The following is a 22,428-nucleotide window of genomic DNA, read 5'->3' as shown; positions in this document are numbered from 1 at the left end:
CCGCAACTGCTTAATTTATGGTGAATGCGGCCAAACTCGCGGAATGCGTGTGGCTGGGCCGCTCAGACGGGCAGCCGGAGCACCTCGCAAGGCGTGCCGGCCTCGGCCTTCGGCGCGAACGGTGCGCGCACCAGAAGTACCTGTGCCGCAGCGAGATTCGCAAGCAGGGAGGAGTCCTGGTGGCTGACGGGAAGGGCGACGCGCGTGCCGTCGTCGCGCACCTCCAGCCGCGCACGCAGATAGTCCTCGCGCTGGTCGTTGGCGGCGAGGTCGCGGCCCAGCACGGCGTGCTCGCGCTGATGATGAATCGCTGAACGGCCCGACAGGGCGCGAATCAAGGGCACCATGAACAGGAAGGCGCACACGTAGGACGACACGGGATTGCCGGGTAGGCCGATCACGCGCATCGCGCCTAGTCGACCGTGCATCATCGGCTTGCCCGGCCGGATCGCGATCTTCCAGAACGCCATCGCGATGCCTTCCCCCTTGAGCGCCTGCTGGACCAGGTCGTGGTCGCCGACCGAGGCACCGCCGGTCGTGATCAGGATGTCGGCGCCGCTCTCGCGCGCGCGGCGGATGCCGGCGGACGTCGCCTCCAGCGTATCGGCGGCAATTCCAAGGTCGATGGTCTCGGCGCCCTCGCTGCGGGCGAGCGCATGCAGGGCATAGCCGTTGGAATAGACGATCTGGCCGCGACCGGGCGTGGTGCCCGGCATCACGAGCTCGTCGCCGCTGGCGAGAATCGCGACCTTCGGGCGGCGGATCACGGCGAGATGCGGATGATTCATTCCGGCGGCGAGGGCGAGATCGCGCTCGGTGAGGCGGATTCCCTTGCGCAGCAGCACGTCGCCTTCGCGGAAGTCGACGCCTGCAGGGCGGATGTGGCGGCCGAAAATGGCGGCTTCCTTGATCGTGACATGTTTGCCGTCGGCAGCCGTGTCCTCCTGGATCACGACGGCATCGGCGCCGTCGGGAACGACGCCGCCGGTGAAGATCCGCACGGCTTCGCCGGGGCCGACGCTTCCCGCGAACGGCCGACCCGCCGCGACCTCGCCGACGACGGTCAACCTCGAGTCGTTTGCCGCGTCGGCCGTGCGCACGGCATAGCCGTCCATCGCCGACATCGCCTCCGGCGGCTGCGTGCGCCGTGCCGCGACATCGCGGGAGAGCACACGATGGTAGGCCTCGTCGAGGCAAACCGTCTGTTCAGCCAGCGGCTCGGCGCCGGCCAGCACCGCGGCAAGCGCGTCAGAAACCGGCATCAGGGCCACGGGCGAACTCCTGCTGAGCACATCAGTCATGGGCGGCGAGAGTTCTAGCCGAGTGCAGGCGTGAGGCAAAGCAGCACGCGGGATGATTTATCCTGCGTGATCCCGGGGTGGAGGAGGTCGGCTCAACTCCGCCGCGGCATGATGCGGAAGGCGAGACAGACCGGAACGAGGATTGCCATGGCAAGGACGAGAATGACGAGCGCCACGGCCAGCATCGTTCAACGCCCCGTCGGATCGCCCGGGCCGATGTCCGCGACGTCGGGCGGCTTGGGCCCCTGATCCTTGTCGGGCAGCGGATCGGCCTGGGATTTCAGGTCGGCGGCCTTGCTGATCAGCTTGGCGGAGAGGTCAGAATCCGAGGTGGTTCTGGCGAATTCGAGCAGGAGCGAAGCCTGCTTGGTGAGATAGGTCTTGCCCAGCACGTCGATCAGTCCAATGTAGAAGTCCCAACGGACTCATGAGTCCGAAAGGTGGTATTCCGTTCCCGGAACTCTGTATAAAAATGCACAAAGTGAGCGGGTTCCACATTTTCAGCGAGTTTTGTTCCGGGAAGTGAGCGCGCTCCGGGCTTTCCGCGGCTCAGATACCCAGTGCTTTCAATGCGTTCCCGACATCGAGCGGCGAGGTGACATGCACGGCGGTCAAGCCGCGCGCCCGTGCTCCCTCGATGTTCTCGGCGAGGTCATCGAAGAATACGATGCGCTCGGCCGGCACGCCGATGGCCGCGACAACATGGTCGAAGGCCTCGGCATCCGGCTTGCGCAGGCCGATGCTGGAGGACAGATAGAGCTCGCGGAAATGGCCGAGCAGACCGGCATATTCCTTCGAGAAATAGTCGACGTGCGGCCGATTGGTGTTGGAGAAGGCGTAGAGCGGCATCTGCTTCGCCGCGCGCGGCAGCAGCTCGGCGATATCAGGCATCTCGCCGGCGAAGATCGCGTTCCAGCCTTCCAGGAATTGCGCATCCGAGATGCCGATCCCGAGCGAGGACCGCAGTGAGGCGAAATACTCCGCATCGCTGATCTTGCCCATCTCGTGCAACCGGTAGGCCTCGTCACGCACATAGCGCGCGATGATGGCCTCGGGCTGGCAGCCGGCATGTCCCGCCCAGCAGGCGATCGCCTTGGAAAAGTCGATGTCGAGCACAACGCGCCCGAGGTCGAACAGCAGCGCATCCGCGCTGCCGGGAGAGAGCGATGTCATTGCGTCCTTTTCACTTCAGTAGGCGCGTCAGTAACGATAGGGCTCGTGATCGAACAGCGGGAACGCGCTGAACACGCTGGGTGCGTTGGTGGCGGTCGCCGGATGCAGGCAGGATTTGTCGATCTCGGCGAATGAGGTGGCGCCCAGAAGGCCGAGGCAGCGCAGCACCTCGTCTTCAAGCAACTCCAGCATCCGCGCGACGCCGGCCTCGCCGGCTGCCGCCAGCGCCCAGCATTGCAGCCGGCCGATGCCGACGAGGTCGGCGCCCGCCGCGATCGCCTTGACGATGTCGGTGCCGCGGCAGAAGCCGCCGTCGACCATGATCTTGGCGCGGCCCTTTACGGCGTCGACGATCTCCGGCAGCACGTGCATGGCGCCGCGGCCGTGGTCGAGCTGACGTCCGCCATGGTTGGAGACGTAGATCCACTCGACGCCGTGATCGAGCGCGATCTGCGCGTCCTCGGCCGTGGCGATACCCTTGAGGATCAGCGGAATTTTGAACGTGTCCTTGATCATCTTCACGGTCCGCCACTCCAGGCCCTTCTGGAAATCGCCGCCGGTGGCGCGCAGGCGGCTCTCGCGAACGTAGCGCTTGGCGATGTCACGTTCACGACGGCTGTAATGGGCGGTGTCGACGGTCAGGCAGAAGGCGGCATAGGCGTTCTTCTCGGCCCGGCTGACGACATCGGCGACGAAGGCATCGTCGCCGCGGACATAGAGCTGATAGAGACGCAGTGCATCGGGGGCAGCCTCGGCGGTCGTCTCGAGGCCGGGCTCGGACACCGAGCTCAGCATGTGCGCCGCGCCGAACCTGCCTGCAGCGCGCGCGACGCTCGCCGCGCCATCCGGATCGAAGATCTCGAGTGCGCCGACGGGAGCCAGCACCACCGGCAGGCGCAGCCTGCGGCCGAACTGCTCGACGCTGCCATCGATCCTGCGCACATCGCGCAGCACGCGCGGGCGGAAGGCGATCTCGTCGAGCGCCATGCGGTTGCGCCGCATCGTGGTCTCGGTCTCGGCGGCGCCGACGATGTAGTCCCAGGCATTCTGGTTGAGGTTGGCGCGCGCCTTCCGGATGAACTCGTGCAGGTTCTGGAACGGCTCGTCGCTGGCGCCGAGCTCGACGTTCCGTTCCGGCCGGATGCGGGGCGCTTCATTCATTGTTGTCCTCCCGAGAATTTGAAGTCTTGTCGCCATCGCCTATCGCGTCCGGCCCTCCAAAACCATCCTAAAATCGCATAGCTGCGAAGCGTGGGCGGCCCGACCGGTGTCGTGTTGCTTCGAAACAGTTTCGAAACGTTGCCAAAAGTTTAGGCCAAGGCGAAGGGATTTCTTCGGTGTACCCGCCAGCGTGGCATCCCGGCCTTGAAGAAACCGGAATGGTATTGTGAGAGATGGACTGGATCGCCATTTGCATGGCGTCTCCCGGCCTCAAGAGAAACGCCAAGCAAAAGGCACCTTCATGCGTAAAACCCTGCTGTTCCCCCTGGGCGCGCTCACGGGAGCGTGCCTGACCCTTCTGATAGCCAGCCCGCAGGGCGGCGTATGGGCGGCGCGGGCGGCAGTGAACGCGAATGATGCCTATGCCCAGCTCAATCTGTTCGGCGCGGTGTTCGAGCGGGTCAAGGCCAGCTATGTCGAGAAGCCGGACAATGCCAAGCTGATCGAGGGCGCGATCACCGGCATGGTGACCTCGCTCGACCCCCATTCGCGCTACATGAACGCCAAGTCCTGGACCGAGATGCAGGAGACCACCTCCGGCGAGTTCGGCGGGCTCGGCATCGAGGTCACCATGGAGGATGGCCTCGTCAAGGTCGTCTCGCCGATCGACGACACGCCGGCCTCGAAGGCCGGCATCATGTCCGGCGACCTCATCGGCAAGATCGACGGCGAGGCCGTGCAGGGCATGACGCTCGAGCAGGCGGTCAACAAGATGAAGGGACCGGTCGACACCAAGACCAAGCTGACCATCATCCGCAAGGGCGCGGATGCGCCGCTCGAAGTTGCGATCACGCGCGAGATCATCCATGTGCGTCCGGTGCGCTTCCGCGTCGAGAACGGCGACATCGGCTATATCCGCATCACCTCGTTCAACGAGCAGACCACCGACGGCCTGAAGAAGGCGATCGCCTCGGTCTCCAAGCAGGTCCCGCCGGAGAAGCTCGCCGGCTACGTGGTTGATCTGCGCAACAATCCGGGCGGCCTGCTCGACCAGGCCGTGTCGGTGTCGAGCGCCTTCCTGCAGCGCGGCGAGGTCGTTTCGACCCGCGGCCGCAGTCCGGAAGAAACCCAGCGCTTTACCGCCCATGGCGGCGACCTCACCAAAGGCAAGCCGATCGTGGTGCTGATCAACGGCGGCTCGGCCTCGGCCTCGGAGATCGTTGCCGGTGCGCTGCACGACCACAAGCGCGCTACGTTGATCGGCACGCGATCGTTCGGCAAGGGCTCGGTGCAGACCATCATTCCGCTCGGCTCCGGCAATGGCGCGCTGGCGCTGACCACGGCGCGCTACTACACGCCGTCGGGCCGCTCGATCCAGGCCCAGGGCATCGCGCCCGACATCGAGATCCTCCAGGACGTGCCGCCCGAGCTGAAGGGGCGGATGGACACCATGGCGGAATCCCAGATGCGCGGGCATCTGTCGGCCGACGGCACAGAGCAGACCGGATCGCAGTCCTACGTTCCGCCGGAAGAGAAGGACGATAAGGCTCTGCACGCAGCCTACGACTTCCTCCACGGCGTTACGGCAAATGCCGTCGCTGCCAAGCCAGCGACGAAGTCTGCAGTGCCGAACTAGATCTTACGACGTTCCGGATCATGTTTCGCCCGGGAGCGGAGGACCGCTTCCGGGCGATTTCGTTTGCAGCGTCGTTTCGGGGCGGGATCACGGCCGCGGCAAGCGGCGCGATCACCGCGCGAGGCTCATTGCGGCTTCTTCGCGCCGGTGTGGTGCGGGACTTCCGACTTCGGCCCGCCGCCATAATGGTGGCTGCCGCCGGATCCGCTGGTCGATCCACCGTCTTTTTCCTTCTTGCCCATGTGATGGGGGACCTCGGTCTTCGGTCCGCCAGAATAGTGGTGGCCGTTCTTCTCGTCGGTCGCGCTCTTCTGCGCCATCGCAGGCAGCGCGACGAAGGACATGATCGCGGCTGCGATGATCAGCTTACGGTGACTCATTTGGTTTCTCCTGTTCGATCTTGTCGAGTTGGTGCCAATCAAGTCCCGGTGGCTTGATCTAGCCGTAACCAAACTCGAAGCGTGATCGTCAGGGTTGAGCAAGATCAATGTGCCGATGTGCATGCCGGCGTGCTTAGACGCGAAGACTCGCCGAGTTGCCGCAGGCGACGGGAAGCGGCGAGCTTCTTACAGGAAAAAAAATCTCAAGCCGACGCCCGAATTCGGCGCTCCTGCGCAATGTCCTCGACGCGTCGCCGGGCGGGCCAGGCAGTCGTCGGCGGGTGATGTTCCGCTCGGTGACGAGATCCGTCTCGATTCATTACGCGATTGAATCACAAAAAGATTTGGCTGGTGCGTCGATCGAGTTTGATGTCCGTCAAGCCGGCAACATCGACGCAGCCTAGCGTGGGCGAACGAGCGGCGACGAGGTTGCGACCCGAAATGCCGATCGTAGGGTGGAGAACGTGCAGTTGACTGAAGAGACGGTTAACGACCCCGCGCAGCCCCTGCAAGCTGTGCTGCTGTTGCGTCGTCGGCTGTGGGAGACGATCACGACCAGATCCGTGCTGGTCGTGCCGCAGCGCGATCTGCGTCTCGATCTGTTTCGCGGGCTCGCCAATTGGCTGATCTTTCTCGGGCACATTCCGGATTCCGCGCTGGTCTGGTTCACGACGCGCAACTACGGCTTCAGCGACGGCGCCGATCTGTTCGTGCTGATCTCCGGCTATACCGCGACCTTCGTGTTCGGCGCGATGATGATGGAGCGTGGCTTCGTCATCGGAGCAACCCGGCTGCTGCGGCGGGTGTGGCAGCTCTACGTCGCTCACCTGCTGTTGTTCTTCGTCTATCTCACCGCCGTGCACTACGTCGCGCACAGGTACGACGATCTTCATCTGATGGACCAGTTCAACGTCGCGCCGCTCATGAATTTTCCGGTCGAGACGCTCGCACAGGGCCTGATCCTCAAGTTCAAGCCGCTCAATCTCGACGTGCTGCCGCTCTATATCGTGCTGATGGCGGCGTTCCCCGCCGTGCTGTGGGTCATGCTGCGCTGGCGCAATGCGGTGATGATCGGCTCGATCGCTTTGTATCTGGCGGCCCGCCATTACGGATGGAATTTGCCCTCCTATCCGGCTGGAGTCTGGTACTTCAATCCGTTCGCCTGGCAATTGCTGTTCGTCTTCGGCGCCTGGCTGGCCTTGGGAGGGGCGGCTGCGAACCGCTGGCTGCTGTCGTCCCGCACTGCGCTTGCCTTCAGCTGTGCCGTCCTGCTCTTTGCGCTCATCGTGACGCTGTCTGAACGCATCCCGGGACTACGCGATTCCGTCCCCGATGGGCTCGCTGCGATCTTCATCCCGAACGACAAGACCAATCTGGCGCCCTATCGCGTCATCCATCTGGTCAGCCTGATGCTCATCGTCGTCCGGCTCATTCCGATCGACTGGCCGGGTCTCAAGTCGCCGCTCCTGCAACCTTTGATCAGATGCGGCCAGCAGTCGCTGTCGGTGTTTTGTGTCGGCCTGTTCCTGTCCTTCGTCGCGCATTTCGTGCTCGAGTCCGGGTCCGATGGAATATGGGCGCAGCTGATCGTCGGTGCGGCGGGTCTGTGGATGATGACGATCATCGCCTATTACCGGACGTGGTCGAAGCGCGTCGACAGGAGCCGCTCGGCCCAGGAGGTGGGCGGATGATCAATTCCGAGCCCATCTTCACGGAAGAGATTCGGGGCGTCGTTCTGCACGGCCTGCACTGGACCGCCTCGATGATCGAGCTGCTTGGGGTGGTGGTGATCGTCGGCGGGGTGGTTGCTGCGACGGTCTGGTCGTTGAACGGGATGCGAGGCGGTGCGCCTGCCGATGCATTTCGGTCCTATCGCGCCAATCTTGGTCGCGGCATCCTGCTCGGCCTCGAATTTCTGATTGCCGCCGACATCATCGGGATGGTCGCGATCGTGCCGTCGTTGGACCGGCTCGTCGTCCTGGCATTGATCATCGTGATCCGGACGTTCCTGAGCTTCTCGCTTCAGATTGAAATCGAGGGGCGATGGCCGTGGCGAAGGCATGACAGGGAGGCGTGCGATGCTGCGCGCGCACTTTGACATGTCCGCCGTAAGAGCTGCGGGCGCCTTGCGTCTATCTGGCTCGACCCGCCCCGCGCTGCCTCGCCATCGGCGAGCAGACAATCATCCGATTCAAACCTGGAGAATGAACATGAGCTCGAGAAATTTCGTCATGAGTGCAGCCGCGTTCGCCGTGCTCGTCCTGGGGCCGGTTGCGCCGTCGCCGGCATACTCCGCAGATCCTGCTCGGATCGCGATGATGGACCACGACAAGATGAAGATGCCCGATTCCTCGAATTCCGGCAGCAAAATGAACATGGGCCAGCCGGCAGGGCAATCTCAGAGCATGGGCGGCGGCCGGATGAACGACGACAAGATGAAGATGTCGCCGCAAGGCCAGATGCGGGACTGCCAAGGCGCCGGCTGCCAGGAGAACTCCGGCATGATGCAGATGATGCCGATGATGATGCAGATGATGGAGAAGATGATGCGTGGCCAGATGAGCTCATCCGGCGGCAGCGGCGCGATGAGCGGTCCGGCCGATGTGACCGAGCGGCTCGAAGGGCGGATCGCTTTCCTGAAGGCGGAGCTGCAGATCAGCGACCAGCAGAGTGCAGACTGGACCGGCGTCGCGGATGCCTTGCGGTCGAGCCGGCAGCATCTCTTGGAAGCGCGCAAGATGCTCGTCATGGACGACAAGCTCGGCAGTGCGGATCGTCTGGAGCACTACGAGCGGCATCTGTCCGAGCGTCTGGAAGCGATCAAATCCGCTCGCCTGGCCTATACGCGGCTGTACGCGTCGCTGAACGAAAGTCAGAAGCAGACCGCCGACACGATCCTGCTGCCTCTGATCGTATCGTTCTGACCGCCGATGTGAACGCAAGATCATGTCCGGTCGGTCCCTTCGACGTCGCTTCGGCTTGCTTGCGCTGGGCATCCTGGCGAGTCCGCTCGCCGCGATGGCCGCGCCGGCATCCGACGTCGGCCGCGGCGTGACGCCTGCCTCCGAAAGGTTCGCCCAACGCTGGAAGGTCGCGGAGGCCGAGGGCGATCACGCCGCGCACCATCCCGCCGGAGCCGGCGGCGAGGCGAGGCCGAAGCCGGAGGGATCTGCAAGTGCGAGTGATGGCCGCGCGGCCGCCGGGTCGCCCGGCGCTTCATCCGCCGGAATGATGGGCGGAATGGACGGCATGATGGGCCAGCCGCGCAAGGCCTTCTATCCGGCATTGATGGAGATGCCGGCGCTGTCCGCCGAGCAGAGGAGCACGCTGGAGAGCCAGGCTCGCGCGCGGATCAGCACTGAGGCCGAGCGCCTGGCGGATGCCGAAATGGACCTTCGGCACGCCATCGCCAGCGGCGACATCGTCGCAGCGGATCAGGCCTCGCGCCGGCTTCGCGAGTCCCTGAACGCGGTCCAGAGCGGCGTGGTCGCGCTGCGTTCGCTTCAGGAAGGCAAGCCGCCGCAGCAGATCGCGCAGGCCTGGTTCAAGTCGCAAATGAACCTGCTGCCTGCCCGCAGCACCATGGACGCCGATGACGGCGCCACCGGAATCTCCTGGTTTCACGTCTCCACCATGGCGCTGCTGGCGCTGTTCTCGGTGGGGATGCTCGCCGTTTACGTCGCGCGCATGCGCCGGGCGAACGCGCTCGTCGACCGGCTGACGCGCGTGGCAGCGGCTCCGACGGCGGTCACGTCAGTCGTCAGCACGCCGCCTGTAACCATGCCGGCCGCCGCCCCGCAGAACGACAGCGGCGGAACGATGGCTTCGCGGGCGAGGGATCGCCGACCGCTGCGCGATGCGGCGAGCGGCCCCTGGAAAGGCAAGCTGAGAGTCTGCGCGATCTATCGCGAGACGCCTGACGTGAAGACCTTCCGTCTGCAGGCGGTGGACGGTGGTGCGATTCCGTTTACGTTCCTGCCCGGGCAGTACCTGACCTATGCCATCGAGATTGACGGACAGACGGTCAGGCGCTCCTACACGATCGCCTCGTCCGCGGCCCAGTCAGCCTATGTCGAGACCACGATCAAGCGCCAGGAAGGTGGGCTGCTGTCAGACTACATGCACGGCCAGCTGAAGGAGGGGGACCTCGTCGAGGTCACAGGCCCGTCCGGCGCCTTTACCTTCACGGGCATCGAGGCCGACAGCGTCGTCCTGATCGGTGGCGGGGTCGGCATCACGCCGCTGATGGCGGCGATCCGCTACCTCTCGGACATCGCGTGGCCCGGCCAGATCTACCTCGTCTATGGCGCACAGACCACCGAGCAGTTCATCTTCCGGGACGAATTGGAGTACCTCCAGCGCAGGATGAACAACCTGCACGTTGCGGCCACTATGATGCGGGCCGCAGGCACGTCCTGGATGGGACGCGAGGGGCAGATCACGGCCGAATTCCTGACGCAGGGGGTGCCGGATCTTGCGAAGCGGCGCATCCATCTGTGCGGTCCGCCCGGAATGATGGATGCGCTCCGCAAAACCCTGATCGGCCTCGGCGTGCCGAGCGAGCAGATCAAGGCCGAAGCCTTCGGGCCGGCCCGCGGCGCCGTGCCACCGCCCGGTAAGACCGCCGGCGAAGCGCAAATGGCGGGCGGAGAAGCGGGCAGCCGAGGCGCCGCGGCAGTCGGTCCGGCAACGGCGACCATTCGCTTCGCCAAATCCGGCAAGGTGGCGGCGCTGCCGCCGGACAAGAGCGTGCTCGAGGTTGCCGAGAGCGTCGGCGTTGCGATCGATTATTCCTGCAGGGCGGGCGTCTGCGGCGTCTGCAAGACGCATCTGTTGCAAGGCAACGTGACGATGGAGGTTCAGGACGCCCTGACCGCGGAGGACAAGGCGAATGGTCTCATCCTGGCCTGCCAGGCGAGATCGGTCGGGGACCTGGTCGTCGAGGCCTGACATGATGAACGGGAGAGAGCGCCTGATCGCCGATGCCGTGCTGGCGGCCCTGCTGCTGCTGGTGCCGGCTTTCCTGCTTCATTCAGACGACCGTTTTGCCGGAAGCCTCGCCGGCTTCGTCCTCGGCGCGATCGCGGCCGCGCTAATGATCCTGCTTCTCGCCTATCCCATGACGAAATGCAGCACGAGGCTCAAGGCCCTCGTCACGCGATGGGTGTCGATGCCGACGCTCCTGGCATTTCACGCCTATGCCGGGATCGTCGCTGCATTCCTCGCGCAGCTGCATACCGGGCACAAGCTCCAGAATCCGCTCGGGATTGCCCTTCTGACCAGCATGCTGATCGTCGTCGTCACCGGATTCGTCGGTCGCTATTACCTGCCGCAGACCGCGGCTCAGCTGCGCCAGCAGCAGTCGCAGCTGGCGACCTTGAGGTCGGCCTATGAGCGCTCCGCAGCGGCGATGTCCTCGCCCGATCGGGATCAGCGAGACGGGGGCGGGATGAATGCGCTGGCGTTGCAGGACGTGCCGCTGCTGCAACTCGTCGATGGCATTTCCGATCTCGAAACGGCGATCGGATCGAGCGAGGCGGTCAAGGCGATCTTCATGCAGTGGATCGGGCTGCACGTTCTGGCGGCGATCGTCATGTACGCGCTGCTCGCGGTGCACGTGGCGACCGAGGTCTATTATGGGCTGCGGTGGCTCGCGTGACTATCCGGGGCATGCTCTACGTCGTGGTCGCGACCCTGGCGGTCGCAAGTGCGGCGTTCGCATCGATTTCCCTGTACCGGGGCAATTCTGGTCTCGTTCCGGGCTGGACGAAGCTCGTCAATCCCGGGCCGCTGTCTGCCAAGCATGCGTTTCTGTCCGACAGATGTGAGAGCTGCCATACGCCGGTCAAAGGCGTCGAGGCGGCCGCCTGTATCACCTGTCACGCGCCTTCGGCCGCGGATCTCGCCAAGCAATCGACCGCGTTTCACGCCGCCGTGGGCGGTCAATGTTCCGGTTGCCATCGCGAGCACGCCGGCGATTTGCGGCCGATCAGAATGAACCATGCGTCATTGCTGCAAGTCGCGATCGCAGCCTCCGGCAAGAGGGTGTTCGACCGGACCGCGGTCGATCAAATGAGAGCCGATCTGACCGAGTTTCTGCGCCTGCCAAAGTCCGATTGGCTCGAAAAGGCCGCGCTCGACTGCGCCAACTGCCACAGCAACCGGGAGCCGCACCGCGGATTGTTCGGACGGGAATGCGCCGATTGCCATGCGCTCGCGTCCTGGAAAATCGCAGGCTTCCTCCATCCCTCGCCAACCTCGAAGGACTGCACCCAATGCCATCAGGCGCCGCCGAGCCACTATATGGGCCATTTCATGATGGATCGGATGATCGCGGGACAGCAGCACGCATCGGTCGATCAATGCTTTCTGTGCCACATGACGGACTCATTCAATAACATCAAGGGCGTCGGCTGGATGAAACACCATTGACGGGTGAGGGCGACGCTTGTGGGCCTCCAACATTACAGGGCCAGCGATAAATATTTTATGGTCTGCTTTGCAATGGGCCGCGCAAGGCCGGTGCCGCTGCCAACAAATTCCACCGGACGAATGTGGTGCAAGGTCCGTCCTGCATGGTTGGCTCAGCATGCACCGTTTTCTGTTGGCCGGTGATACAACCAGCGTTATATTTTCCAAGGTTGGCAACGGTGCAGGAATGATTGGCTCGATCAAGCCAAGACGACGGTGGTGGGGATGGCTTATTGCCATGGCCTATCTGCTCGCGTCGATGACACCGTCGCTTGCGATCTCGATCGTTCCCCTCAACTCCATCCCGTGCGAGCAGCCGGCGCATGCGCACGAGCAAATCGACGCCGGATCGGCGGTGCATTCGCACGGGGATTGCGAGACCGACCGAGACCAACCCGGCGACCGCCATGCGGCCTGCTGCGGCTCGGTGTTGTGCTTCAGCGCGGTGTCACCCCAAGCGCCGGGGATTGCGGAGTTCGTGCCGCCGCATTCGCGCTGCGAGGCACAGCCGGACGCGATCGGCGACGAAGGCGCGTTCCGCCGCCACTATCGGCCCCCCATCGCCTGACCTAGCTCCCGAAGATCGTACTGCGTTGCTCCAGGTCCGGGCGCGGATCGACACGTCTGTGACGGGTGCCGTACCCGGCGGATGATGGCGATACGCCAATCTCTCGCGTGACGTTGCGCGTTGAGCGGAAGAACGTCGATAGGGCGATCATTGGCTCGCGGCCAACGCGAGGTTGCCGCGCGAGCACGACAGCGACGATCCCTCGCGACGCTCATTCGGGAGCTGCTGCCTCCGCGGATCGCGCTTGCGCGCGATCCGACGAGTTTCGCTGCGACGAAGCGATCTGCCCAATGGCATGCAAGGACAATAGGTCATGAAATCGCCGAACCAGAACCTGCCGGTAGAGGCAGCCGGTTCCCTGGACGTGCAGGACACGATCGTTCGCGCCGCGCTCGTCGGCAGCTACGATCGCCTCCGCGGCTACCTGCAGCGACGCTTGGGCGGTCGGGCCGAAGCGGAAGAGGTGCTCCAGGTCTTCATGTTGCGCGCATTGGAACGGTCCGGCGACATTCGCGATGCGGACTCGGTTCGCGGCTGGCTGAGCAGGGTTCTGGCGACGACCATCGCCGACTTCCACCGTCAGGCATCACGGAGCAGGGCGCGGGAGATGCCGTTCCCGCATGAGCTCAACGATCGGCTACCGGCCGAGCAGGACGCCACGGCGAATGCCGCGGTCTGCGAGTGTCTCCACGTCCATCTGTCCCTGCTGAAGCCGGTGCATGCCGAGGTCATCAGAAGGATCGATCTCGGCGGCGAGCCGCGGGATTTCGTTGCCGCCGACCTCGGCGTGACCGTGAACAACCTGACCGTTCGATTGCACCGGGCACGACAAGCGCTAAGGGAGCGCCTCGAGCAAACCTGCGTCGTCTGCCTGGAGGAAAGCTTCTGGGAATGCCGTTGCGCCGAGAATCGGGGGCCGGCCTAACCGACCTCGCGGCGGCGGCTCTCGCGGCCTTCGCGCCGGGCGAGCCGGCTGCGGTGCAGCGCGAACAACTCCAGCATTTTGTCGGCCGGCTTGGCAGCGCTGAACAGATAGCCCTGCATCTCGGAGCAGCCGAGCGTGCGCAGCAGGCGCTGCTGCTCCTCGGTCTCGACACCCTCGGCGGTCGTGGTCATGCGGCGGGCGGCCGCCAGGTTGACGACGGCTTGAACGATGCTGGCGGAGCCGTCGGGACGGGCGATGTCATCGACGAAGCAGCGGTCGATCTTGATCTTGTCGAACGGGAAGCGGTGCAGATAGCTCAGCGACGAGTAGCCGGTGCCGAAATCGTCGAGCGCGATGCGCACGCCGATGGCGCGGAGCTGGTGCAGGATCGCAAGCGCGGCATCGTCGTCGCGGATCAGGACTGCCTCGGTGATCTCGAGCTCGAGCCGGCTCGCCGGCAGATTCGACGCTGCGAGCGCCGCCATGATCTTCAGCGCCAGCGTGGCGCTCTTGAACTGCACCGGCGAGACGTTGACAGCGAGACTGATGTCGTCGGGCCAGCTTGCCGCGTCCCGGCACGCGGTCGCCAGCACCCATTCCCCGATCTCGTTGATCAGGCCGGTGTCCTCGGCGATCGGGATGAAATCGGCGGGAGAGACCCAGCCGCGCTCGGGATGGCGCCAGCGCACCAAAGCCTCGCAGCCGGTGATGCGGTCGTCCTTCAGGCCGAGGCAGGGCTGGTAATACACCTCGAGCCCGCCGTCGCCATCGCCTTGCGCGATGGCGAGGCGCAGGTCGCCCTCGAGCTGGCGGCGTTCGCGCACCTTGGCGTCCATGTCCGGCTCGAAGAAGCGGTAGGTGTGGCGTCCGGCGGACTTGGCCGCGTACATTGCCATGTCCGCGTTCTTCAGGATCTGGTCCAGCGCCGTGCCGTGCTCCGGCGCGAGCGCAATACCGATGCTGGCGTCGCTGGTGAGATGATGGCCCATGCAGTCGACCGGCGTGCGGATGGTTTCGAAGACACGCGCGACGAGCTCGTTGACCTGATCCAACGACGTCACCGCGCCTTGCACGATGGCGAATTCGTCGCCGCCGAGGCGCGCCACGAAGTCTGCCGGCCCGGCGCAGCGGCGGAGGTTCGTCGCGATCGATTTCAACAGCTCGTCGCCGACGAGATGGCCGAGAGCGTCGTTGACGCCCTTGAACTCGTCGATGTCGATGTAGTGCACCGCGGTCTGCTCGCCGTCGCGCGCCGTGGCCAGCTCCTGCCGCAGATGTTCGTGGAACATGGCGCGGTTGGGCAGGTCAGTCAGCGCGTCGTAATGGGCGAGGTGGGTGATGCGCTCCTCGATGCGCCGGCGCTCCGTGATGTCCTCGTGGGTCGCCACCCAGCCGCCATCCGCGAGCGGCTCGTTGAGGATGTGAATCGAGCGGCCGTCGGCGGTATCGACCACCATGGAGTTGCGGAGATGGATGTCCTTCAGGACGCGCGCGACGTAGGCATCGACGTCGCCGGTGAACGAGCCGGTTACCTTGCGATGGGCGATGATGTCGCGGAAGCTGGAGCCGGGCTTCACGACATCGGCCGACAAGCCGTACATCTCGATGTAACGCTGGTTGCAGACCACGAGCCGCTGCCCGGCGTCGAACAGCAACAGGCCCTGCGTCATGTTGTTGACGGCACGGTCGAGCCGCTGCTTCTCCAGCGTCAGCCGTTCGTGCGAAAGGCGGTGCTGCTCCAGCAGCTTGCGCACGACGGCGATCAGCACGCCTGCGATCGCGAGCGCCGAAGAGGCTGCGATCGAGATCAGAATGCCGATCTGCTCGCGCCAGTCCGCCAGGGCCGCCGCGCGAGTCGTGGTGGCCATCACCAGGATCGGGAAGTGGGGCAGGGCGCGGGAGGAGATCAGCCGGTCCTGGCCGTCGACGGGGCTGTCGAAGCGGCCGGCGAAATGATCGAGCCCGAACACCCTCTGATGCTCGAACGGACCGGTCTTGAAATTTCGACCCATCAATTCGCCGGAATGCGGATAGCGGGCGAGCAGCGTGCCGTCGCGATGCAGCATCGAGATCGTCGCGCCTTCGCCGAGCGCCACGGAGGCGAAGAATTTCTCGAAATTGGCGGGCTCGATCCCGCGTCCGACCACGCCGAGGAACTCGCCGCGTGGCCCGACGACCCTCCGGGCCACCAGAATGGTCCATGCGCCGGAGATGCGGCTGTGCAGCGGCTCGATCAGGACATCAGGCGCATAGGGATCGTACTTGAAGGTGCGGAAGTAGGCGCGATCGGCGACACTCACCTTGGGCGTCGGCCATGCGGTCGACGAATTGATCAGATTGCCTTCGGCATCGATGATGTTGACGCCGCCCATATAGGGCAGCGCCTCGATCTTCGACCGCAGCATCCGGTGCACGTCCTCGCCCGAGAGGCGCTTGCGATACTCCTCTCCGGTGGCAATTCCGGTGGTGCGGACGTAGTCGACGAAACCCTTCTGGATGATGGCAAAGTCCTGCAATTGCTGATCGAAATGATGAGCAAGCAGCAGCACGGTGTTTTCCAGCTCGCGGCCGGAATTGCGCAGCGCCCGCTCCCGGAAGTTCTGCGCCATCAGGACCGAGCCTATGGCGATGGCCGCGATCAGCAGCGTGCCGCCAACCACAAGCCAGCGGATCGGGCCGCTGCGCACGAAGACCTGGTCAAAGAGACGACTGCCGAATTTCATCTTCATGCTGGATTCGTTGCCGCGCACACGTCAGGATCAATTCAGGACCCTGAGAACATCCGTTGGTTTACGGTGACGGTGTGGAGGTAAAGTTAGGAAGCGCGGTTAACGAGACGTGAATGCTCGCGCGCAAAAGCAATCGATGCGCGCGGCGCGAAAGTGGGGCGCTAACGCAAGCCCGCTTCAGGCGCGGTAATGGCCGGATTTGCCGCCGAGCTTCTCGACCAGATGGATGCCCTCGATGCGCACGCCGCGCTCGACGGCCTTGATCATGTCGTAGATGGTGAGGCAGGCGACCGACACCGCCGTGAGCGCCTCCATCTCGACGCCGGTCGGTCCCGTCACCTTCACGGTGGCCCGTACCACGCAGCCCGGCAGCTTGGCGTCAGGCTCGATATCGACAATGACCTTCGACAGGGCGAGCGGATGGCAGAGCGGGATCAGCTCCGAGGTGCGCTTGGCGGCCATGATGCCGGCGATGCGCGCGGTGCCGAGCACGTCGCCTTTCTTGGCGTTGCCGGACACGATCAGATCGAGCGTCGTCTTGGTCATGACGACGCGGCCCTCGGCGACCGCCAGCCGCTCCGTCGCGGGCTTGTCCGAGACGTCGACCATCCGCGCCTCGCCGGAGGCGCCGATATGGGTGAGGGCGGGGCCGGCCTTGGCTTTGGCCTGCTTCGTCTTGGCTGAAATGGTCTTCGCCGGCTTGCGCGCCATGTCAGCGTGTGCCCGCCGCGCGCGCCGTCGCCTCACGCGCGAGCAGCGCGCGCGTCGCCGCCGTGACGTCGGCCTGCCGCATCAGGCTCTCGCCGACCAGGAACGTCGACATACCGACGCGCTCGAGCCGGGCGAGGTCGGCGGGCGTGAAGATGCCGCTCTCGCCGACCATCAGCCGGTCCGAAGGGATCAGCGGCGCCAAGGCCTCGCTGGTCGCGAGCGTGGTTTCGAAGGTCCGAAGATTGCGGTTGTTGACCCCGATCATCGGCGAGCGAAGTTTCAGTGCCCGGTCGAGTTCGGCGCGGTCATGGATCTCGATCAAGACGTCCATGCCGTAGGCGAGGGCGGCGTCCTCGAGGTCCCTGGCAGCGGCGTCGTCGAGCGCCGCCATGATGATCAGGATGCAGTCGGCACCGTGCGCGCGGGCCTCGGCCATCTGATAGGTGTCGAACATGAAATCCTTGCGCAGCACGGGGAGCGAGGTTGCTTCGCGCGCGGCTACCATGAAGTCGAGATGGCCCTGGAACGAGGGCGTGTCGGTCAGCACCGACAGGCAGGCGGCGCCGCCGGCTTCATAGGCCTTTGCGAGTGCCGGCGGGTCGAAATCGGCGCGAATGAGACCCTTGGAGGGTGAGGCCTTCTTGATCTCGGCGATCAGCGCGTAGCCGCCCTTGGCGTGCTTGGCCTCGATCGCGCGCAGGAAGCCGCGCGGCGCGGAGGCGGCCTTGGCCTGCGCCTCGACGGTCGAGAGCGGACGCGCTCGCTTCGCCGCCGCGATCTCCTCGCGCTTGTAGGTCTCGATCTTGGTCAGGATGTCGGACATGCGGGAGTTCAGCTCTTGGAGACCGTGACCAGGTGCTTCAGCTTTGCGTTGGCTGCGCCGCTGTCGATCGAGCGGACGCCGATCGCGACGCCCTCCTTGAGGTCTTTGGCGCGGCCGGCCACGACCAGCGCGGCGGCTGCGTTGAGCAGCGCCACGTCGCGATAGGGGCTCGGCTTGCCGTCGAGCACGCTCTGCAACGCGATCGCGTTGGCATCGGCGTCACCGCCTTTGAGCGCACCGGCCTCGCAACGCGGGAGCCCGGCTTCCTCCGGCGTCACCTCGAAATTCCGGATCTCGCCGTTGTGGAGCGCGGAGACGAAGGTCGGGCCGGTGAGGGTGATCTCGTCGAGACCGTCGGAGCCGTGCACCACCCACACGGAGTCGGAGCCGAGATTCTTCAGCACCTGCGCCAGCGGCTGCACCCATTGCCTGGAGAACACGCCGACCATCTGCCGCTTCACGCCGGCCGGGTTGGACAGGGGGCCGAGCAGATTGAAGATCGTGCGCGTGGCGAGCTCGACCCGGGTCGGGCCGACGTTCTTCATGGCGGGATGGTGGGCGGGGGCAAACATGAAGCCGATGCCGCATTCGCGCACGCAGCGGCCGACCTGCTCCGGCTTGAGATCGATCTTCACCCCGAGCGAGGCCAGCACGTCGGCGGCGCCCGAGCGCGACGACAGCGCGCGGTTGCCGTGCTTGGCCACGGGCACGCCGGCGCCCGCGACGATGAAGGACGCGCAAGTCGAGACGTTGACCGAGCCGGAGCCGTCGCCGCCGGTGCCGACGATGTCGACCGCCTCCGGCGGCGCCTGCACGGTCAGCATCTTCGCGCGCATCGCCGCGACCGCGCCGGTGATCTCGTCTACGGTCTCGCCGCGCACCCGCAGCGCCATCAAGAGCCCACCCATCTGCGAGGGCGTGGCCTCGCCGCTCATCATGGCATCGAAGGCGGAAGCGGCTTCGTCACGCGACAGGCTGGCGCCGGTCGCCACTTTTCCAATGATCGATTTCAGGTCGTCCATCGCGTGCTTTCAACTCACTGGTTCGCGCCGGTCACCTGCGCGAAGGCGGCCTGATTAATGGTGGTCCCGATGTCGGTTTCAAGCTTGTTGACGTAGGAAGCGACCTGCTCCTCGGTCTGGGCGCGGTCGAGGCTCTCCCTCAGCTTCTTGACCGCGTCGGAGGCAAAGTCGACCGAGGGATCGACGATGTCGGTGACGCGGAAGACGATCACCTCGCCGCCGCCGCTCACGGCCGTCTGTCCGATGCCGTCCTTGGCGGTGCGGAAGGCCGCCGCCACGACGGTGCCGGGCACGCCGGCGGGCGAATCGTCGCGCTTGAAGCCGGTCGCGGTCTCGACCTTGGTGCCGACGGCGGTGGCCTCGTCGGCGAGCTTGCCGCCCGCATCGAGCTTCTGCACCATCTCGGTCGCCTTGGCCTTCAGCTTGGCCGCGATCTGGTCCTGGCGCCAGCGCGCCTCGACCTGATCGCGGACCTCGTCGAGATTGCGGTCGCGCGAGGGCGTGATGGCGAGCACGTCGTACCAGACATAGCCGCCCCTGAACGAGATCGCGTCGTTGTCGACGCCGACATCGGTGGTGAAGGCCTGCGACACCACGTCGAGGCCCTGCGGGATGCTGGCGACCGGCTGGCCGTTCGGGGCGCGACCGGAGCGGTCGACGGCCTCGATGGTCACGGCGGTGAGGCCGAGCTTCTGCGCCGCGTCGATCACACTGGAGCCGCCGCCACGCTCGTCTTCCATCTTGTCGCGGAGGTCGGCGACCTTGACGCGTGCACGCTCAGTCGCGATCTCGCGCTTGATGTCGCCGACAAGCTTGGCGTAGTCGGCCTCGGCGCCCGGCTCGATCTTGTCGACCCTGACGATCGCGACGCCGAGCCCGCTCTGGATCGGCTGGCTGATCTCGCCGGCAGCCAGCGCGAACGCGGCATCGCCGACGGCGGGCGTGAGCGAGGACTTGGTCACCAGTCCCAGGTCGACGTCGGAGGCGCTCAGCCCGCGTTCCTTGCCGATGTCCTCGAACGACGTCCCGCCGACGAGGCGCTCGCGAGCGCCCTGCGCTTCGGCAACGTTCGGAAACACGATCTGCTGGATCTGGCGCTTTTCCGGCGTGCCCAGCCGATCCTTGCGCTGCTCGAACACCTTCCGGGCATCCTCGTCCGAGACCTCGGTCCATTTGCCGATCTCTTCCGGCGAGACCACGACGAAGGAGATCTTGCGATATTCGGGCGCGCGGAACTGGACCTTGTGATCCTCGAAATAGGCGGCAAGCGCCTCGGGCGATGGCGGGTCGATCGGACCGGCCTGCGCGGCGTCGAGCCGGACGAATTCAATCGAGCGTTGTTCGTTCTGGTAGCGCGTCAGGACGTCGACCATGGCCTTCGGGGGCTCGAGGCCGGCGCCGACCGTGCCGGTGATCTGCCGGCGCAGCGATACCTTGCGCTGCTCGGCGACATAGCGCTGCTCGGTGTAGCCGAAATTGCGGATCAAGGCTTGGAAGCGATTGGGGTCGAAATTGCCGCCGATACCCTTGAAGTTGGGGTCGTTCATGATCAGCTGGCGGATCTGCTCGTCGGATTGGCCAAGGCCGAGCCGGCGCGCCTCTTCGTCGAGCGCGGCCTCGGCAATGGTCTGCTGCAGCACCTGGCGGTCAAGGCCGAAGGCGCGCGCCTGGTCGGGCGTCAGCGGACGTCCGAACTGGCGGCTGATCTGCTGCAGGCGGTCGGTGTAGATCTGGCGGAACTCGTTGAGCGAGATCTCGGTGCTGCCGATCTTGGCGACCGTGGACTGGCCGAAGCCCTTGAAGATGTCGGCAATGCCCCAAATGCCGAAACTGATGATCAACACGCCCATCACCACGGCCATAACGATCTTGCCGAGCCAGTTCGATGAGGCCTTGCGTATTCCTCGGAGCATTTGGTCCAACTTGTTTGGTCAGGAGGGGAACGGAGCGCGTCTTAATGCAGATTCCGCAAAAGCGCGTCACCAAATTGATAGATCATCATAAAGTGGCGGCTTTCCCCCCGCAACCTCGCCCCGGGCGACCGCTTGAAGCTGCGGCGAAAGGGCCTTTGGTCTCTGGAACTGCAGGAGCACCTCTGCTAGCGCATGAACAAACCTCATTCTGCTGGACATTGACATGACCGACGCCATCCGACCGCTGATCGCGGGCAACTGGAAAATGAACGGCCTGAAAGCCCAGGCTGCTGAATTCGACGCCATGCTCAACGGCGCGGCAGACGTGGCTGGCAAGGCCGACCTGCTGGTCTGCCCGCCGGCGACCCTGGTTGCGGCGTTCGCCGAGAAGGCGCGCGGCAAGAAGGTCGCGGTCGGGGCCCAGGACTGCCACCCCAAGGCCTCCGGCGCCCACACCGGCGATATCGCCGCCGAAATGCTCGCTGATGCAGGCGCGACTGCCATCATCGTCGGCCATTCCGAGCGCCGCGCCGACCACGGCGAGGGCGACGCGCTGATCCGGCAGAAGGCCGAGGCGGCCTGGCGCGCCGGGGCCGTCGCGATCGTCTGCATCGGCGAAACGCAGGGCCAGCGCGACGCCGGCCAGACCCTGGACATCCTGCGCGGCCAGCTCGATGGCTCGCTGCCGAATGGCTCGACGGCGGCCAATCTGGTCGTGGCCTATGAGCCGGTCTGGGCGATCGGCACCGGGCTGACTCCCACAGCTAAGGATGTCGAGCAAATTCATGGGTTTATCCGGGAATTCCTGACCTCCCGGTTCAAGGCTGAGGGCGCGAAGATGCGAATCCTCTACGGCGGCTCGGTCAAGCCCTCGAACGCGGCCGAACTGATGGCGGTGAAGAACGTCAACGGGGCGCTGGTCGGCGGTGCCAGCCTGAAAGCGGCCGATTTCCTTGCTATAGCCAAAGGCTGTCCTAACTAAGCGCTGCCAACCCGAACCGTGGGTCCGGGGCCCGATCAGGGGTGGTAATGCCACCTCCGATCGTGTAACACCGCGCAACTTCAGGAAAACCCGCGAAGCGCGATCGGCCGCCGTCAGGCGCCGCCCGCTTGTGACGGAAGGATATCATGCAGACCGTTGTCATCGTCATCCACCTCATGATCGTCGCCGTCATGATTGGTGCCGTCCTGCTCCAGAAGTCGGAAGGCGGCGGCCTCGGCATGGGCGGCGGCGCGGGCTTCATGTCGAGCCGCGGCACGGCGAACCTTCTGACGCGGACCACCGCGATCCTGGCCGTCGGCTTCTTCCTCACCAGCCTGTTCCTGTCCTGGTATGCCGGTTACGACCGCAAGCCGTCGTCGATCATCGGCCAGCCCTCGCAGACCCAGCCGGCCGGCGGGTCACCGATCGCGCCGCCGACCTCGGGCGGCATCCTGGATTCGCTGAAGAAGGCCGACGAGCAGCAGCAGGCACCGGCTCCGACCGGTCCGCAGGTGCCGCGCTCGCAATAAAGCAGGGGGGCCATGCAGGGCGGTGGCTACCGTCCTGCATCAACAATCCCCATCAAGGCACTGTCATCACTCTTCGTTTCGGCTCACCCACAGGCCCGCAAAA

General features: G+C 65.2%; 22 protein-coding genes. 12 read left to right on the top strand and 10 right to left on the bottom strand.

Annotation, left to right across the window (positions count from 1 at the left end; genetic code table 11):
* Window positions 1-62: 62 nt before the first annotated feature.
* From P0R31_RS03775 to P0R31_RS03760, 4 genes are all read right to left on the bottom strand, one after another.
* Window positions 63-1,271, bottom strand: a complete 1,209-nt coding sequence (locus P0R31_RS03775; protein WP_275512919.1) for a molybdopterin molybdotransferase MoeA — start codon at window positions 1,269-1,271, stop codon at window positions 63-65.
* A 218-nt stretch (window positions 1,272-1,489) separates the two neighbouring features.
* On the bottom strand, window positions 1,490-1,693 hold the full coding sequence (locus P0R31_RS03770) for a hypothetical protein (RefSeq protein WP_275512918.1): 204 nt from the start codon (window positions 1,691-1,693) through the stop codon (window positions 1,490-1,492).
* A gap of 157 nt (window positions 1,694-1,850) precedes the next feature.
* Complete coding sequence (locus tag P0R31_RS03765; RefSeq protein ID WP_275512917.1) at window positions 1,851-2,474, bottom strand: HAD family hydrolase; 624 nt, start codon at window positions 2,472-2,474, stop codon at window positions 1,851-1,853.
* A 27-nt stretch (window positions 2,475-2,501) separates the two neighbouring features.
* Entirely contained in the window at window positions 2,502-3,635 is a 1,134-nt protein-coding gene (locus P0R31_RS03760; RefSeq protein WP_275512916.1) for an alpha-hydroxy acid oxidase, read from the bottom strand.
* Between the two features lie 301 nt (window positions 3,636-3,936).
* Here P0R31_RS03760 and P0R31_RS03755 point away from each other — a divergent pair, with 301 nt between their 5' ends.
* Window positions 3,937-5,271 carry a S41 family peptidase gene (locus P0R31_RS03755; RefSeq protein WP_275512915.1) on the top strand — a complete coding sequence of 445 codons (1,335 nt, stop codon included), beginning with the start codon at window positions 3,937-3,939 and terminating at the stop codon, window positions 5,269-5,271.
* Between the two features lie 125 nt (window positions 5,272-5,396).
* Here the strand turns inward: P0R31_RS03755 and P0R31_RS03750 are convergent, their stop codons facing one another.
* The gene (locus P0R31_RS03750) at window positions 5,397-5,651 is read right to left on the bottom strand and encodes a hypothetical protein (protein WP_275512914.1); all 255 of its coding nucleotides are present in this window, start codon (window positions 5,649-5,651) and stop codon (window positions 5,397-5,399) included.
* 155 nt (window positions 5,652-5,806) lie between these two features.
* Here P0R31_RS03750 and P0R31_RS03745 point away from each other — a divergent pair, with 155 nt between their 5' ends.
* From P0R31_RS03745 to P0R31_RS03705, 9 genes are all read left to right on the top strand, one after another.
* Complete coding sequence (locus P0R31_RS03745; RefSeq protein WP_275512913.1) at window positions 5,807-6,055, top strand: hypothetical protein; 249 nt, start codon at window positions 5,807-5,809, stop codon at window positions 6,053-6,055.
* Window positions 6,056-6,199: 144 nt separating this feature from the next.
* Entirely contained in the window at window positions 6,200-7,342 is a 1,143-nt protein-coding gene (locus tag P0R31_RS03740; RefSeq protein ID WP_430516798.1) for an OpgC domain-containing protein, read from the top strand.
* A complete protein-coding gene (locus P0R31_RS03735; RefSeq protein WP_275512911.1) occupies window positions 7,339-7,749 on the top strand; it encodes a DUF1622 domain-containing protein in 411 nt (136 codons plus the stop codon). Before P0R31_RS03740 ends, P0R31_RS03735 begins: the two co-directional genes overlap by 4 nt.
* Before the next feature lie 112 nt (window positions 7,750-7,861).
* Complete coding sequence (locus P0R31_RS03730; protein WP_275512910.1) at window positions 7,862-8,575, top strand: Spy/CpxP family protein refolding chaperone; 714 nt, start codon at window positions 7,862-7,864, stop codon at window positions 8,573-8,575.
* Between the two features lie 22 nt (window positions 8,576-8,597).
* Window positions 8,598-10,601, top strand: a complete 2,004-nt coding sequence (locus tag P0R31_RS03725; protein WP_275512909.1) for an FAD-binding oxidoreductase — start codon at window positions 8,598-8,600, stop codon at window positions 10,599-10,601.
* Window position 10,602: 1 nt separating this feature from the next.
* Window positions 10,603-11,310 carry an iron reductase gene (locus P0R31_RS03720; RefSeq protein WP_275512908.1) on the top strand — a complete coding sequence of 236 codons (708 nt, stop codon included), beginning with the start codon at window positions 10,603-10,605 and terminating at the stop codon, window positions 11,308-11,310.
* The gene (locus P0R31_RS03715) at window positions 11,211-12,083 is read left to right on the top strand and encodes a class III cytochrome C family protein (protein ID WP_275512907.1); all 873 of its coding nucleotides are present in this window, start codon (window positions 11,211-11,213) and stop codon (window positions 12,081-12,083) included. Before P0R31_RS03720 ends, P0R31_RS03715 begins: the two co-directional genes overlap by 100 nt.
* Window positions 12,084-12,360: 277 nt before the next feature.
* A complete protein-coding gene (locus P0R31_RS03710; protein WP_275512906.1) occupies window positions 12,361-12,690 on the top strand; it encodes a hypothetical protein in 330 nt (109 codons plus the stop codon).
* Window positions 12,691-13,003: 313 nt separating this feature from the next.
* Window positions 13,004-13,615, top strand: coding sequence for an RNA polymerase sigma factor (locus P0R31_RS03705; RefSeq protein ID WP_275512905.1), 612 nt, complete (start codon window positions 13,004-13,006; stop codon window positions 13,613-13,615).
* Here P0R31_RS03705 and P0R31_RS03700 read toward each other — a convergent pair.
* The 5 genes from P0R31_RS03700 to P0R31_RS03680 all read right to left on the bottom strand — a co-directional run bounded on the left by P0R31_RS03700 (window position 13,612) and on the right by P0R31_RS03680 (window position 20,813).
* Window positions 13,612-16,344, bottom strand: coding sequence for a bifunctional diguanylate cyclase/phosphodiesterase (locus P0R31_RS03700; protein ID WP_275512904.1), 2,733 nt, complete (start codon window positions 16,342-16,344; stop codon window positions 13,612-13,614). The genes P0R31_RS03705 and P0R31_RS03700 overlap by 4 nt on opposite strands.
* A gap of 177 nt (window positions 16,345-16,521) precedes the next feature.
* Window positions 16,522-17,055, bottom strand: coding sequence for a cyclic pyranopterin monophosphate synthase MoaC (moaC, locus tag P0R31_RS03695; protein WP_036025198.1), 534 nt, complete (start codon window positions 17,053-17,055; stop codon window positions 16,522-16,524).
* Window position 17,056: 1 nt separating this feature from the next.
* Window positions 17,057-17,878 (bottom strand): indole-3-glycerol phosphate synthase TrpC, encoded by an 822-nt coding sequence (trpC, locus tag P0R31_RS03690; RefSeq protein ID WP_275512903.1) that lies wholly within the window; start codon window positions 17,876-17,878, stop codon window positions 17,057-17,059.
* A gap of 8 nt (window positions 17,879-17,886) precedes the next feature.
* Window positions 17,887-18,900, bottom strand: coding sequence for an anthranilate phosphoribosyltransferase (gene trpD, locus P0R31_RS03685; protein ID WP_275512902.1), 1,014 nt, complete (start codon window positions 18,898-18,900; stop codon window positions 17,887-17,889).
* 14 nt (window positions 18,901-18,914) lie between these two features.
* Window positions 18,915-20,813, bottom strand: coding sequence for a SurA N-terminal domain-containing protein (locus P0R31_RS03680; RefSeq protein ID WP_275512901.1), 1,899 nt, complete (start codon window positions 20,811-20,813; stop codon window positions 18,915-18,917).
* 223 nt (window positions 20,814-21,036) lie between these two features.
* Between P0R31_RS03680 and tpiA the strand changes: the two genes are divergently transcribed.
* Both tpiA and secG read left to right on the top strand, forming a co-directional pair.
* The gene (gene tpiA / locus P0R31_RS03675) at window positions 21,037-21,795 is read left to right on the top strand and encodes a triose-phosphate isomerase (RefSeq protein ID WP_275512900.1); all 759 of its coding nucleotides are present in this window, start codon (window positions 21,037-21,039) and stop codon (window positions 21,793-21,795) included.
* A 146-nt stretch (window positions 21,796-21,941) separates the two neighbouring features.
* Window positions 21,942-22,325 carry a preprotein translocase subunit SecG gene (gene secG, locus P0R31_RS03670; RefSeq protein ID WP_036009912.1) on the top strand — a complete coding sequence of 128 codons (384 nt, stop codon included), beginning with the start codon at window positions 21,942-21,944 and terminating at the stop codon, window positions 22,323-22,325.
* Window positions 22,326-22,428 lie beyond the last annotated feature (103 nt).

It is taken from the genome of Bradyrhizobium yuanmingense, from assembly GCF_029167105.1.
Lineage (GTDB): Bacteria > Pseudomonadota > Alphaproteobacteria > Rhizobiales > Xanthobacteraceae > Bradyrhizobium > Bradyrhizobium yuanmingense_A.
Note: the sequence above shows the minus strand (reverse complement) of the source record. Positions and strands in the feature narration are given on the sequence as shown.

Excerpts from the sequence above, each read along its gene's own strand:
- P0R31_RS03750 (WP_275512914.1), bottom strand. The coding sequence starts at position 5,651 with ATGAGTCACCGTAAGCTGATCATCGCAGCCGCGATCATGTCCTTCGTC.
- P0R31_RS03735 (WP_275512911.1), top strand. The coding sequence starts at position 7,339 with ATGATCAATTCCGAGCCCATCTTCACGGAAGAGATTCGGGGCGTCGTT.
- trpC (WP_275512903.1), bottom strand. The coding sequence starts at position 17,878 with ATGTCCGACATCCTGACCAAGATCGAGACCTACAAGCGCGAGGAGATC.
- P0R31_RS03705 (WP_275512905.1), top strand. The coding sequence starts at position 13,004 with ATGAAATCGCCGAACCAGAACCTGCCGGTAGAGGCAGCCGGTTCCCTG.
- P0R31_RS03680 (WP_275512901.1), bottom strand. The coding sequence starts at position 20,813 with ATGCTCCGAGGAATACGCAAGGCCTCATCGAACTGGCTCGGCAAGATC.
- P0R31_RS03720 (WP_275512908.1), top strand. The coding sequence starts at position 10,603 with ATGATGAACGGGAGAGAGCGCCTGATCGCCGATGCCGTGCTGGCGGCC.
- trpD (WP_275512902.1), bottom strand. The coding sequence starts at position 18,900 with ATGGACGACCTGAAATCGATCATTGGAAAAGTGGCGACCGGCGCCAGC.
- P0R31_RS03755 (WP_275512915.1), top strand. The coding sequence starts at position 3,937 with ATGCGTAAAACCCTGCTGTTCCCCCTGGGCGCGCTCACGGGAGCGTGC.
- tpiA (WP_275512900.1), top strand. The coding sequence starts at position 21,037 with ATGACCGACGCCATCCGACCGCTGATCGCGGGCAACTGGAAAATGAAC.
- P0R31_RS03710 (WP_275512906.1), top strand. The coding sequence starts at position 12,361 with ATGGCCTATCTGCTCGCGTCGATGACACCGTCGCTTGCGATCTCGATC.
- secG (WP_036009912.1), top strand. The coding sequence starts at position 21,942 with ATGCAGACCGTTGTCATCGTCATCCACCTCATGATCGTCGCCGTCATG.
- P0R31_RS03730 (WP_275512910.1), top strand. The coding sequence starts at position 7,862 with ATGAGCTCGAGAAATTTCGTCATGAGTGCAGCCGCGTTCGCCGTGCTC.
- moaC (WP_036025198.1), bottom strand. The coding sequence starts at position 17,055 with ATGGCGCGCAAGCCGGCGAAGACCATTTCAGCCAAGACGAAGCAGGCC.
- P0R31_RS03765 (WP_275512917.1), bottom strand. The coding sequence starts at position 2,474 with ATGACATCGCTCTCTCCCGGCAGCGCGGATGCGCTGCTGTTCGACCTC.
- P0R31_RS03725 (WP_275512909.1), top strand. The coding sequence starts at position 8,598 with ATGTCCGGTCGGTCCCTTCGACGTCGCTTCGGCTTGCTTGCGCTGGGC.
- P0R31_RS03760 (WP_275512916.1), bottom strand. The coding sequence starts at position 3,635 with ATGAATGAAGCGCCCCGCATCCGGCCGGAACGGAACGTCGAGCTCGGC.
- P0R31_RS03700 (WP_275512904.1), bottom strand. The coding sequence starts at position 16,344 with ATGAAGATGAAATTCGGCAGTCGTCTCTTTGACCAGGTCTTCGTGCGC.